This is a genomic window from Bacillus sp. H1a (assembly GCF_000633475.1).
Taxonomy (GTDB): domain Bacteria; phylum Bacillota; class Bacilli; order Bacillales; family Bacillaceae_G; genus Bacillus_A; species Bacillus_A paramycoides.
On sequence record NZ_AYMH01000030.1, the window covers coordinates 18,863 to 31,812 of the forward strand.

A 12,950-nucleotide genomic window follows, 5' to 3' on the forward strand; every position below is an offset into this window, starting at 1 on the left:
AAGAAATAATGATTGAATACATAATAGAAAAAGCAGTAAAACTTATATCAGTTTTACTGCTAAGTAAAAATTAAGCGATTTTTTCAATAGTAATTGATGCACTCGTACCAGCAGTTAGTGATAATCCAGTGATGTTTGTAACAAATGCTTCAACTAATGATGGAGTTGATGTAATTTGTGTAATCGCTTGGATAATGATAGGTACTCCAGCTATAACTAAAGTTGTATTGGCGCCTGGTATAGGTGAGCCATTAACTTGAATTTCAATGTTACCTAATGCACTTGCCAATGTAGTATATACGATAACGGTAATTTTATAGAATCCAGTTTCGTTTATGTTGAAAGTATCACCACCTGAAAATGGAGAAATTGCTGTGCCGAATTGTGATCCCAATGTATTAAACGGTACAGGTCCGGTACCCGACAAAGTGACACCAGCCGAATCAGAGTTAAATGCGTACAAGCCTGCTGGAAGTCCTGCCCCAGACGGTCCAGTAGCCCCAGTAGTTCCGGTAGCGCCAGTAGCGCCAGTAGTGCCAGTAGCCCCAGTAGTTCCGGTAGCTCCAGTGGCGCCGGTAGCTCCAGTAGTTCCGGTAGCGCCAGTCGTGCCAGTGGCGCCGATAGCTCCAGTCGGTCCAGTAGCCCCAGTAGTTCCGGTAGCGCCAGTAGTGCCAGTGGCGCCGGTAGCTCCAGTCGGTCCAGTAGTGCCAGTGGTCCCGGTAGCTCCAGTCGGTCCGGTAGTGCCAGTGGCGCCGGTAGCTCCAGTCGGTCCAGTAGCGCCGGTAGTTCCGGTAGCTCCAGTCGGTCCGGTAGTGCCAGTAGTCTCAGTATCGCCAGTCGGCCCGGAGTTCCCAGTGATACCGGTTGGTCCAGTAGGAAAAGTAAATGGTGGAATTGGCGGTAATGTAGGTCCTATGAGATTAGGGTCAAATGCACTGGCGGATAAAGATTCATCCGGATTTAAACCATCTGAATAAGTATGATTGGACATAAAGTCACCTCCATAAATCTCTCATTATATAGTAGGTGGGAATTAGTGAGAAAATACCATCGACATTAGAAGGATTGAAAAGAAATCTCGAATATATTGAATAATATAAAAAAAGGGGAAGTTTTTTGTGTATATAACATATGATTGAGTGGGGAGCGGGTGATTATATTGAATAAGCATGAAATTACAATTAGCTTATGTATGATTGTTCGTGATGAAGAAAATACAATAGCTCGATGCTTAGAATCAGTAAAAAACATAGTTGATGAAATTATTATAGTTGATACGGGTTCTATGGATCGGACGAAAGAGATTGTGGAGAAATATGCTTCTAATATACACGAATTTTCATGGATTGATGATTTTGCAGCGGCTAGAAATTTTTCTTTTTCAAAAGCAACGCAGCATGGTATTCCGTGGCGAGAGGATTTGTTTCAAGGGTTCCACTTTTATGATGTGTCACAGTCTTTAGAATTTCAAAAGGCTGGATATTTAATTGGTATCCCTAAGCAAATCTATGGTGTATTCATTACAACGGAGATGAGTTTGATGCGGATACATATGAGAAGTACCGGAAAGTTTTCGTAGAACATTACAAAGATATACTATCTCCATCATAAGGGAGAGATGAAGGATGAAAGGGATTATTTTAGCAGGCGGTACAGGGTCGAGACTATATCCAATAACGAAAGTAACGAATAAACATTTACTTCCCGTTGGGCGATATCCGATGATTTATCATGCGGTATATAAGCTGAAGCAATGTGAAATTACAGATATTATGATTATTACAGGTAAAGAGCATATGGGAGATGTTGTTAGCTTTCTAGGAAGTGGTCAAGAATTTGGCGTGTCCTTTACGTATCGTGTGCAAGATAAGGCGGGCGGGATTGCACAGGCGTTAGGGCTTTGTGAGGACTTCGTCGGGAATGATCGTATGGTAGTTATATTAGGAGATAATATCTTTTCAGATGATATTCGTCCATATGTTGAAGAGTTTACAAGTCAAAAAGAAGGTGCGAAAGTGCTGCTTCAATCTGTAGAAGATCCCGAACGATTTGGCGTAGCGCATATTCAAGGACGGAAAATAATTGAAATTGAAGAAAAGCCGAAGGAGCCGAAAAGTTCTTATGCTGTGACGGGAATTTATTTGTATGATTCGAAAGTCTTTTCTTATATAAAAGAATTAAAACCTTCCGCAAGAGGGGAACTTGAAATTACAGATATAAATAATTGGTATTTAAAACGAGGGGTACTTACTTATAATGAAATGAGCGGTTGGTGGACTGATGCGGGAACTTATGCATCTCTTCAAAGAGCGAATACGTTAGCGCGAGATATAAACTTTGGGAAACAGTTTAATGGAAAACAGGTGAAAATATGAAAGTTGTAGAAACAAATTTTACCGATGCGAAATTGTTAGAACCGAGGTTATTTGAAGACGAGCGAGGTTTTTTTACAGAAAGTTATAATAAGAAAACACTAGAAACGTTAGAGATTACGTATTCATTCGTACAGGATAATGTATCTTATTCAGCTAGGTCGGGAACGATTCGTGGGTTACACTTTCAAAAAGATCCGAAAGCACAAACGAAGCTTATTCAAGTTATGCAAGGTGCAATATATGATGTTATCGTTGATTTGCGAAAAGAATCACCAACTTTTAAACAGTGGAGAGGGTATATTTTAAGTGCGGATAATCATAGGCAATTATTAGTGCCAAAAGGATTTGCTCATGGTTTTTGTACGCTTGTACCTCATACAATTGTTATGTATAAAGTAGATGAGTATTATAGTGCTGATCACGATTCAGGTTTGCTTTGGGAAGATGAAGAATTAGCAATTCCATGGCCGGTAACAAATCCTATCTTGTCCGATAAGGATCGAATATTACCATTACTCCAGGAATATGAAGATAGTTTTTAAGTAGGAGAGTTGTTTATGAATATATTAGTAACAGGTGGAGCGGGATTTATTGGAAGTAATTTCATACATTATATGTTAAAAAAATATGAAACATATAAAATTATTAATTATGATGCATTAACATATAGCGGGAATTTAAATAATGTAAAGTCTATTCAAGATAATCCTAACTACTCATTCGTAAAAGGGGAAATTCAAAATGGAGAGATGCTAGAGCATGTTATTCATGAATGTGACGCGCAAGTAATTGTAAATTTCGCGGCTGAATCACATGTGGATCGTAGTATTGAAAACCCAATCCCTTTTTATGATACGAATGTAATAGGTACAGTTACGTTATTGGAGTTAGTGAAAAAATATCCACATATTAAACTCGTGCAAGTATCAACAGATGAAGTATACGGTTCTTTAGGGAAAACGGGGAAATTTACAGAGGAAACCCCATTAGCGCCAAATAGTCCATATTCTTCAAGTAAGGCGAGCGCGGATATGATAGCCTTATCTTATTATAAAACATACCAATTACCAGTTATTGTGACGCGTTGTTCTAATAATTATGGACCGTATCAATATCCTGAGAAGTTAATACCGTTAATGGTTACGAATGCACTTGAAGGAAAGAAACTACCTTTATATGGTGATGGATTAAATGTAAGGGATTGGCTGCATGTAATGGATCATTGTAGTGCAATTGACACCGTCTTGCATAAGGGACGTGTAGGAGAGGTATATAATATTGGTGGAAATAATGAAAAGACAAATGTAGATGTTGTGGAACAAATTATAGAACTTTTAGGAAAAACAAAAAAAGATATTGAATTTGTAACAGATCGTTTAGGTCACGATCGTCGTTATGCGATTGAGGCGCAAAAAATGAAGAATGAGCTTGATTGGGAACCGAAGTATACATTCGAGCAAGGATTAAAAGAAACAGTGGAATGGTATGAAAACAATACGGAATGGTGGAAACCACTAAAAGAAAAGTAAGGGGCATGTAGATGAAAGAACGGATTATCATAACGGGAGCTAACGGTCAATTAGGGAAGCAACTACAAGAAGAGTTGAATTCTGAGGAATATGACATGTATCCATTTGATAAGAAGTCACTTGATGTAACAAATATATCTCAAATTGAGCAAGTCGTACAAGAAATAAGGCCGCATACAATTATTCATTGCGCAGCGTATACGAAGGTAGATGCTGCTGAGAAAGAACAGAATCTTGCGTACTTAATAAATGCGATTGGAGCTCGAAATGTAGCAGTTGCTTCACAATTAGTAGGGGCTAAATTAGTTTACATCAGTACCGATTATGTATTTTCAGGTAATAGGCCGAACGGATATCATGAATTTCATAATCCAGCACCGATAAATATATACGGATATTCTAAGCTTGCAGGAGAACAGTTTGTAAAAGAGTTACATAATAAATATTTCATAGTTCGTACATCGTGGCTGTATGGAAAATATGGAAATAATTTCGTGAAAACGATGCTGCGCTTAGGAAAAGAGAAAGAAAATATATCTGTTGTAGCTGATCAAGTTGGTTCTCCTACGTACGTGGCGGATTTAATTACTGTGATTAACAAGCTCATTCATACGTCCTTATACGGTACGTATCACGTATCAAATCTCGGTTCGTGTTCTTGGTTTGAATTTGCTCAAAAAATATTTTCGCACACAAAAATGAGAGTGAATGTGTTACCTGTGTCGACTGAGGAATTTGGATCGGCGGCAGCGAGACCGAAATATTCGATCTTTCAGCATAAAATGCTACAATTAAATGTTTTTTTACAAATGCCTTCTTGGGAAGAAGGATTAGAACGGTTTTTTATAGAAACAAAAAGTCATTAACAAATGTATGTTAATGACTTTTTTGTTTGCCTTTAAGAGGTTTTATGGTACTATAATTATAGTATCAGGTACTAATAACAAGTATAAGTATTTCTGGGAGGATATATCATGGAACTATTACAAGGGAAAACATTTGTTGTTATGGGCGTTGCGAACCAAAGAAGTATTGCATGGGGAATCGCTCGCTCTTTGCATAATGCAGGTGCAAAATTAATATTCACATATGCAGGAGAGCGTTTAGAAAGAAACGTTCGTGAATTAGCGGAAACATTAGAAGGACAAGAATCACTTGTATTACCTTGTGATGTAACGAATGATGAGGAACTTACAGCTTGCTTTGAAACTATTAAGCAAGAAGTTGGTACAATTCACGGTGTTGCACACTGTATTGCTTTTGCAAATCGTGATGATTTAAAAGGTGAATTTGTAGATACTTCTCGCGATGGATTTTTACTTGCACAAAATATTAGTGCATTCTCTTTAACAGCTGTAGCAAGAGAAGCGAAGAAAGTGATGACAGAAGGCGGAAATATTTTAACTTTAACATACCTTGGCGGCGAACGCGTTGTGAAAAACTATAACGTTATGGGTGTTGCGAAAGCTTCATTAGAAGCTAGTGTAAAATATTTAGCAAACGATTTAGGACAACACGGCATTCGCGTCAACGCTATTTCTGCAGGACCAATTCGTACGTTATCCGCGAAAGGTGTAGGTGACTTTAACTCAATCTTAAAAGAAATTGAGGAGCGCGCACCACTTCGTCGCACAACAACTCCAGAAGAAGTTGGAGATACAGCAGTATTCTTATTCAGTGATTTAGCACGCGGAGTAACAGGTGAAAACATTCATGTTGATTCAGGATATCATATTCTAGGATAAATATAATATTGATTATAGTTTTTTAAAAAGGACAGTCTCTAAATATTGAGACTGTCCTTTTTAATTGTTCTAGGAAAGAACGATTTTTAACGAAAGTTCTTGCATTGTTATGAATATAACTCTAATAGTACACGATTTATCCAGCTATGTATGGAAGTGGGAGGGACGAGTGTGAAGAATAAAAATAAAAGTTCAACAGTTGGAAGACCGTTGTTATATATTGCACAAGTAAATTTAGAACTCGATACACCGAAAATAAAAAGAATTCTCCTTACAAACTTTAAAAATGATGGTAGGCGTGAGCAAAGCGATAGAGATCAAAGTATTGTCAGTAGTGCGGTGGAAGAGGTGATAGAGCAAGAACGACAAGAGCAAGGGAAACATCAAGTGGAAGAAGAAAAAATAGAAGAGGAGGAGCAAGACGGGAAAGAAGAGCGAGCACAGGTGAGAACAGTCCCGCACAATAAATCGTTTAAGAATATGAGCAATGAAGAAAAAATTAACTTCTTATTAAACCGCCCTCATTACATTCCGAAAGTAAGATGCAGAATAAAAACAGCAACGATATCATATGTAGGATCGATTATATCGTACCAAAATGGAGTCGTATCAATTATGCCACCAAATAGTATGAGAGATATTAAGTTACCTATAAAAGAAATAAAATCGATTGATATGGCCGGTTTATAAATATGTAAAGGTGGTAGAAAGACTCTATCTACCCCTCCCCAATAGTTTTTTAGTTTACTTATTAAATAGAAACGTCGCTTAAGCACTGAATAGCACAGAAACAGCTTAAATCAACAGTAATACAAGTAGGTGTTGATTTTAACTTTGCATTTGGTACATTTAAAAACGTACAAATTGGATCATCATCAGCTGGTACAGGGGAGCCATTACCTAATACTACAACTAATACGCGTAGCACAGCGCAGCTATCGTCATCTACGCTCTCAACACGGAAAACTGCAGACGTACAGTGCTTAGCTTCTCCTACTGCTACTGGTGCAAATGCTTTAAAAGGTTCTCCATCTTTTGTGTATAAAATAAAAGGACGTGTATTCGCTACTGGTGCAGTGTTATGTGCTCCTAAAAATGGAATTTCACAACCAGATCCACACGTTGTAGTAGAACAATCTTGTAGTTCATTGATGAATTTTACGACGTCAACTACGCAGTGAGAAGAGCCATGGTGTTTATTTTCGTTACAACTCATTAATGTCACTCCTTATCTTCTTGTTTGTATTTACATTAATAAGATATTGGAGTAGGGGAGATTTGGTCACAGTCTCAAGACCTTTTTTTTAATAGGCTAAAGAAGATAGGGAAGGTGGAATTATGTTAGTTACAAGCTGGCTTTTATTTTTTATTTTCGCGCTAGCTGCTTTTAGGTTAACTCGTCTCATTGTGTATGATAAAATTACAGCTTTTTTGCGAAGACCGTTTATTGATGAGTTAGAGATTACGGAACCAGATGGAAGTGTATCAACTTTTACAAAGGTGAAAGGGAAAGGATTAAGAAAGTGGATTGGAGAATTATTAAGCTGTTATTGGTGTACAGGTGTGTGGGTCAGTGCTTTTTTATTAGTTTTATATAAATGGATTCCTATTGTTGCAGAGCCTGTACTAGCATTATTAGCCATTGCAGGTGCAGCGGCGATCATTGAAACAATTACAGGATATTTTATGGGAGAATAATAAAATGAAACTGGGGATCCTCCACACTAACTATTAGCCCTCACCAATCGGGATAAATCTTCATGATGCTAGTAAAAGCGGAGTTTAAGAGGATGAGGGAACGGAAATAAGGAGTTGTTCATATAGTAAATAGACAGAATTGATAGTAGAGGAGATGTTTGCTGTGAGTAATAATCCAAGTCAAAATTCATATGACCTACAGCAGTGGTATAATATACAGCAACAGCAACAAGCACAACAACAGGCATATCAAGAACAGTTAAAGCAACAAGGATTTGTGAAGAAAAAGGGATGTAACTGTGGGAAAAAGAAGAACATATTAAAACAATATGAAGAATGAAACACTCATGTTACTGTGAGTGTTTTTTATTATAAAAATAAAAAGCGGTATTTCGGTTAAGAAATACCGCTTTTTACTAACCGATTTGTACAACTGTTAATGCTGCGGCACGAACATCTACACTACCGAATAATTCGACGGGTACAATTTGAATTAAGTTGCTAGGGTTTAAGTTAATAAGGATAACACCGCTGGAGATATCTACTTCACCAGTGCCAATAACGTTAGAGCGGACCGCAGTACTTGAGCCTGGAATAATATTGTGTGGTGTATCTAATGATAAGAAGAAACGACCAGCTTCAGGGATTGCATTGGAATTATCAAGGCTTATTGATAATGTATAACTGATTTGATAAATACCAGGTAGTTGAATTTTAATATCATCTCCTATACTTACCGTATCGTTTATTATCGGAACCGTAATGTTTGGATTTGGACTTGCGCTAGGTAATAGTAATGGTGTGAATAATGAAGCGAATTGAGGCGCAAAAGCATTAAAAGCAAAACCGAAGGCATTTAGTGTACTAGCTGATTTCGCCTCGCAATCAGAAGAGAATGTGTTTTTCACTCTTTTATCTGTTTCTACTCTCAGTTAATGTAGTGGACCAGTTCCCAATTTTATGAAAAATACATAATAATACCTTTTAAGCATGGATTGGGTGGCAGAGTTCTCTGCCACCCAATCCATACTTAAATCATTGTGTAGTTTTATATAGAAACATCGCGTAAGCATTGAATAGCGCAGAAGCAATTTAAATTGACAGTAAGACAAGAAGAGGTCGATTTTAATTTCGCATTTGGTACATTTAAAAACGTACAGATTGGATCATCATCATCTCGTACAGGAGAACCATCACATAATACAACAACTAATACGCGTAGCACAGCGCAGTTGTCATCATCTATGCTCTCAACGCGGAAAATCGAAGACGTACAGTGCTTAGAATTTTCTGATGGTGCAAATGCTTTGAAAGGTTCTCCATCTTTTGTGTATAAAATAAAAGGACGCGTATTTGCAACTACTGCGCTATTATGTGCTCCTAAAAATGGAACTTCGCACCCAGATCCGCATGTTGTGGTTGCACATTCTTGTAGTTCATGTATAAAACGAACGACATTAGATACACAGTTGAAATCAAAGTCATGGTGATGATGATCTTCGTTACAATTGCAGCTCATTATGTTCACTCCTTATCGTGAGTTCTGACATACACTATTACAATATGAGTGGGATATGGTTGATATTACGTTAATTCTCAGGATAGAAACAGGGAATTTATATAGAGGGGATGTACATAACGTGATATGGAAAAAAGACATCCTTATTTTGTGGATGTCTTTTCAGGTAAATCTATTCGCGTAGTATATAAAAAACGAGATATATCTAGTTTTTTTCCTCTGAAAAATTGCGGAGAGGAAATGTAAAGTTCTTCTTTTGCGCGTGTAATTGCGACGTATAGTAATCGTCGTTCTTCTTCTAATGCTTCAGAAGTCTCAGTTACACGGTCATTTGCGTCTTTTAAAGAAGAAGTGTGAGGCAGAATGCCATCGCTTGCTCCGAGTAAAAAGACGCATGGGAATTCAAGGCCTTTCGCATTATGAATTGACATAAGCGATACGGCATCTTTTTGTGGCATTGTTTTTAATGCTTCCATTTCTTTTTGGCCTTGAATTGCTTCATTAATAAATTGTAAATAAGCTGGAATAGCCGTAAAGCGAGTTGCTGATTCCATTAATTCTTCTAGCATTTCTTTTTGTATGTCCTTATGCATCGTAAAGGAAGAACGATCATTACTTTGTAAGTACTCTAAATATTTTCCTTTACCATGAATAATTTCTTTCAATGCTTTTTTCGGTTCAAGTTCTTTTATAAATTTAATAAAATCGATTCGCTCATTTACTTTTTTTACTTGAAAAGGTTTTAAGCTTGGATTTAGTAATAGGAAATGAAGAAGAGAAGGGAAGCGGCCCTCACCATATTTCCATTGTTCACGTTCAATAAATGAAATGCACTCATCACGGCCAATATACATCGTTGGTAATATATTTGAAAGTGATTCGAGGCGGAACGGTTCCAGCACCAATCGTAAATGATCTAATACGGGCCTAATTAAAGAATGCTCGTAGAACGATTGGCTCGCCCCATGTTTTATAAATGGAATTTTATGAATTGTAAGCTGATCGAGTAAAGAACGACTTACAGAATGTGTACGATATAATAAACAAAAATCTTTATAGTTTCGTTCACCGCTATCTACTTTTTCTTGAATGAGTTGCAAAATTTGGTTTGCTTCATCAAGAGTCGTAGCAGGTCTTGCGTAAAATGGTTGTACACCTTCTTCACGAACAGAATATAGCTCTTTATCAAAGCGTTCTTGATTTAATTTAATGACTTCATTCCCAAGTCCAACGATAAATGGATTGGAGCGATAGTTCGTATTAAGAGCGATAATCGTTGTGTTATCAAATTCTTTCGGAAAAGATAAAATGATCTGGTGGCTTGCTCCTCGCCATCCGTATATCGCTTGATCGTCATCACCTGCGATAAACAAATTATTTCTTGGTGAAGCTAACAATTTTACAATTTCATATTGTGCATATGATGTATCTTGAAACTCGTCTACTTCAATGTAATGAAAACGCTCTTGTAATTGCGTAAGCAGGGGAGCGTTATTTTCTAACATATAATATGTTTCTAATAAGATGTCGTCAAAATCGATATAATTGTATCGTTGTTTTACCTCTTCAAAACGTTCATATACTTCTTTGAATTCTTGTTCAACCGGTGTTTTCGCTTGTACATCTTTCGGACGATTCAATTTGTTTTTCTCAAGTGAGATCATAGCGAGTATCGTTTCAGCATCATAATCGTCTTTTAAGCGCAATTCTTTCAAAATTTTCTTTATCATAATTTGTTTATGTTTTTCATTTGCTAAAATTTGCTGATTATATCCTTGACTACGAAGCAATTTTAAAAAGACAGAGTGGAATGTACCAGCAACGACATAGCTACTTGCGGCATGATTCATACCAGGCAAATTCGCTACACGGCTTCGAATTTCTTCAGCTGCTTTTTGTGTAAACGTCAGTAGCAAAATATTTCGTGGATGAACATGTTTTACATTAACTAAATAACCAACGCGAGTTGTTAAAACAGATGTTTTACCACTTCCAGCACCAGCTAGTGTAAGGACAGGTCCTTCTGTCGTTTGCACTGCTTCTAACTGTTTCTCATTTAAATAAACACCTTGCTGTTCTAAAGCGCGGAAATACGCCGCATCTGCATCTTCTTCCATAATTAAATGGGTAGATGTTTTCGGAATATGATACGTCGCTTGCGGAATGCCAGCGTGTGTTAACGATTTTTGTGAAAATTTTTCTTGTGTCATATATTCACCTTCAAAACTATAGCATCAACATTTAACTTTAGCGGAAGAAAAAGAAAATAGCAATGTAAAAAACAGGAGGGGTTACCTCCTGCTACAAAATTATAATTCTTTTATCATCACGATGTGCGGGATATTTGCTTCCATAAATACATCAGAAGTCGTCACGTATCCGAGTTTTTTATAGAAAACTTCAGCATGTGTTTGCGCATGGAGTTTCAATTTTGGTAGAGACTCTTCCTTTGCGTGCGCTTCAAGTACATCCATAATGATTTTACCAATTCCTTTTTTGCGATGGGAAGCTAGTACGCAAATGCGTTCCATTTTTCCAACTCCATCAACAATGCGAAAGCGACCCGCACCGATTGGAATGTCATTGTCATATACAACAACGTGCGCCGAAGTATCTTCGAATTCATCGTATTCTTCTTCTGACGATACACGCTGTTCTTCTACAAAAACTTGTTTACGTACAGAGAATGCATCACTTAGCTGCTCGTCTGTTTGTACGATTTGTGCGTGCAAATTAGTTGTTCCCCTTTCCAAGGTGGAATGTTTCATGTACAGTCCAAGTTCCGTTTTCTAATTGATATAGAAGGTGGAAACGATCGATTGGTTGCTCATAATAGAAATCTTTCATACGTAATCGACCTAATACATCAGCGTGCTCTGCATCTGATAAGCTTTGACCGATTGTTAAATGCGGTACGAAAGCGTACTCGCGTTCTTGTGTAAAGAATCCATTATGCATTTCTTCATTTAAGAAAGTAAGTTCAGGTGTTTTTTCTACTTTAAAATAAAGAACATTATTAACAGGTGCGAATGAACCAACTTTTCCAACATGAAGGGTAAATGGGTTCGTTTTGTTTGCGATTGTATGTAACTCATCTACAATCGATTCTAATTGCTCATCTTGCGTCTCAAAGGGTGTTTTCAATGTAATGTGTGGCGGAACTAATGCGTAATGCGGATCATAACGTTTACGCAATCCGTTCGCTTTATCCTGAATCATTTTTGATGGAAAAATTACAATGCCTAATTTCATGTTCCAATTCCTCCCTTTGCAAGTCTAGTTAGATTTTGAGAATAAATCTCTTTATCTATTATATCAAATTATTCTGAATACTGCTCTCTATTATTTCATTGATAGAATATGAGAAAATGCTTTCGGTAAATCTGCTTGCCAATACTTCCAAGTGTGATTACCTTCAAACTCTTCGTAATGCGTGATGAAGTTTCTGCCTGAAAGAAGTTTATTTAACTCGCGATTCGGTTCTACGAAATCAGATGTTTGTCCATCTGTACGTTTTACATTTGTTTCTTCTGTACCGATGACATGATAAATTTCTAGTGCTTGTGGGTCTTTGAAATCTTTCGCTAAGTTAAGAACTGTGTCATCAACAAATGGTGATTGCATAACGACCTTACCGAATGTATGCGGATACATAAGCGCAGTCATAAAGGAAACGGTACCGCCAAGAGAATCTCCAATTAAAACGCGGCCTTTACCCATTTGATACGTTGGATAATTTGCATCAATATATGGAGCAAGCTCATGAGCAAGGAAACGAATGTAAGCAGCATTCTTTACATCGTTCGGGAAATACTTTTCCTTACGATCGTGTACATTTTTATATGGAATACCGACAATAATTGTGCGGTCAATTTCTTCAGTTTCACGAAGACGCTCAATTACACGGTGCGCTTTACCAAGTTGAAAATAATCTCTACCATCTTGTGCAATAACAACCGTATGTTTATGGAGAGGTGTATAATTTACTGGTAAATAAACGAGAAGCGTAAGTTCCTCTTGAAGTGATGTACTAAAAAATGAAATTTCTTCAATTCTCCCTATTGTTTGATTCATGTATATCCCC

General features: G+C 37.2%; 16 protein-coding genes and 2 pseudogenes. 10 read left to right on the plus strand and 8 right to left on the minus strand.

Annotated features, from left to right (window positions below):
* Positions 1 to 70 precede the first annotated feature (70 nt).
* A complete protein-coding gene (locus U860_RS0114795; protein ID WP_025149149.1) occupies positions 71 to 991 on the minus strand; it encodes an exosporium leader peptide-containing protein in 921 nt (306 codons plus the stop codon).
* 165 nt (positions 992 to 1,156) lie between these two features.
* Between U860_RS0114795 and U860_RS36425 the strand changes: the two are divergent.
* From U860_RS36425 to U860_RS0114830, 8 genes and pseudogenes are all read left to right on the plus strand, one after another.
* A pseudogene (locus U860_RS36425) lies at positions 1,157 to 1,396 on the plus strand (glycosyltransferase); the annotation flags it as partial.
* Positions 1,388 to 1,611 (plus strand): annotated as a pseudogene (locus U860_RS0114800) (glycosyltransferase); the annotation flags it as partial. The pseudogenes U860_RS36425 and U860_RS0114800, both read left to right, overlap by 9 nt.
* Positions 1,612 to 1,625: 14 nt before the next feature.
* Entirely contained in the window at positions 1,626 to 2,375 is a 750-nt protein-coding gene (locus U860_RS0114805; protein ID WP_025149151.1) for a sugar phosphate nucleotidyltransferase, read from the plus strand.
* Positions 2,372 to 2,917 carry a dTDP-4-dehydrorhamnose 3,5-epimerase gene (rfbC, locus tag U860_RS0114810; RefSeq protein WP_025149152.1) on the plus strand — a complete coding sequence of 182 codons (546 nt, stop codon included), beginning with the start codon at positions 2,372 to 2,374 and terminating at the stop codon, positions 2,915 to 2,917. The genes U860_RS0114805 and rfbC overlap by 4 nt, the downstream gene beginning before the upstream one ends.
* A 15-nt stretch (positions 2,918 to 2,932) precedes the next feature.
* A complete protein-coding gene (rfbB, locus tag U860_RS0114815) occupies positions 2,933 to 3,904 on the plus strand; it encodes a dTDP-glucose 4,6-dehydratase (RefSeq protein WP_025149153.1) in 972 nt (323 codons plus the stop codon).
* A gap of 11 nt (positions 3,905 to 3,915) precedes the next feature.
* Positions 3,916 to 4,770: a dTDP-4-dehydrorhamnose reductase gene (gene rfbD, locus U860_RS0114820; RefSeq protein ID WP_025149154.1), complete on the plus strand. Its 855-nt coding sequence runs from the start codon at positions 3,916 to 3,918 to the stop codon at positions 4,768 to 4,770.
* A 108-nt stretch (positions 4,771 to 4,878) separates the two neighbouring features.
* Positions 4,879 to 5,649, plus strand: a complete 771-nt coding sequence (gene fabI, locus U860_RS0114825) for an enoyl-ACP reductase FabI (protein ID WP_025149155.1) — start codon at positions 4,879 to 4,881, stop codon at positions 5,647 to 5,649.
* Positions 5,650 to 5,799: 150 nt separating this feature from the next.
* Positions 5,800 to 6,339, plus strand: coding sequence for a spore coat CotO family protein (locus U860_RS0114830; protein ID WP_081806739.1), 540 nt, complete (start codon positions 5,800 to 5,802; stop codon positions 6,337 to 6,339).
* 61 nt (positions 6,340 to 6,400) lie between these two features.
* On the opposite strand, the gene U860_RS0114835 is transcribed toward U860_RS0114830, so the two are convergent.
* On the minus strand, positions 6,401 to 6,865 hold the full coding sequence (locus U860_RS0114835) for a CotY/CotZ family spore coat protein (RefSeq protein WP_025149157.1): 465 nt from the start codon (positions 6,863 to 6,865) through the stop codon (positions 6,401 to 6,403).
* Between the two features lie 122 nt (positions 6,866 to 6,987).
* Here U860_RS0114835 and U860_RS0114840 point away from each other — a divergent pair, with 122 nt between their 5' ends.
* Together U860_RS0114840 and U860_RS0114845 are read left to right on the plus strand one after the other, a co-directional pair.
* Positions 6,988 to 7,347, plus strand: coding sequence for a DUF1360 domain-containing protein (locus U860_RS0114840; protein WP_025149158.1), 360 nt, complete (start codon positions 6,988 to 6,990; stop codon positions 7,345 to 7,347).
* Positions 7,348 to 7,501: 154 nt separating this feature from the next.
* A complete protein-coding gene (locus U860_RS0114845) occupies positions 7,502 to 7,687 on the plus strand; it encodes a hypothetical protein (RefSeq protein WP_029952990.1) in 186 nt (61 codons plus the stop codon).
* A gap of 76 nt (positions 7,688 to 7,763) precedes the next feature.
* Here the strand turns inward: U860_RS0114845 and exsF are convergent, their stop codons facing one another.
* The 6 genes from exsF to U860_RS0114875 form a co-directional block, all read right to left on the minus strand.
* A complete protein-coding gene (exsF, locus tag U860_RS0114850) occupies positions 7,764 to 8,255 on the minus strand; it encodes an exosporium protein ExsF (RefSeq protein ID WP_025149160.1) in 492 nt (163 codons plus the stop codon).
* Positions 8,256 to 8,395: 140 nt separating this feature from the next.
* Positions 8,396 to 8,866 carry a CotY/CotZ family spore coat protein gene (locus U860_RS31555; protein ID WP_033795434.1) on the minus strand — a complete coding sequence of 157 codons (471 nt, stop codon included), beginning with the start codon at positions 8,864 to 8,866 and terminating at the stop codon, positions 8,396 to 8,398.
* A gap of 143 nt (positions 8,867 to 9,009) precedes the next feature.
* Complete coding sequence (locus U860_RS0114860) at positions 9,010 to 11,076, minus strand: ATP-dependent helicase (RefSeq protein WP_025149162.1); 2,067 nt, start codon at positions 11,074 to 11,076, stop codon at positions 9,010 to 9,012.
* Positions 11,077 to 11,175: 99 nt separating this feature from the next.
* Positions 11,176 to 11,598, minus strand: a complete 423-nt coding sequence (locus U860_RS0114865) for a GNAT family N-acetyltransferase (protein ID WP_025149163.1) — start codon at positions 11,596 to 11,598, stop codon at positions 11,176 to 11,178.
* A 1-nt stretch (position 11,599) separates the two neighbouring features.
* Positions 11,600 to 12,118 carry a YjcG family protein gene (locus U860_RS0114870; protein ID WP_025149164.1) on the minus strand — a complete coding sequence of 173 codons (519 nt, stop codon included), beginning with the start codon at positions 12,116 to 12,118 and terminating at the stop codon, positions 11,600 to 11,602.
* A gap of 90 nt (positions 12,119 to 12,208) precedes the next feature.
* Positions 12,209 to 12,940 (minus strand): alpha/beta hydrolase-fold protein, encoded by a 732-nt coding sequence (locus U860_RS0114875; protein ID WP_002170873.1) that lies wholly within the window; start codon positions 12,938 to 12,940, stop codon positions 12,209 to 12,211.
* Positions 12,941 to 12,950 lie beyond the last annotated feature (10 nt).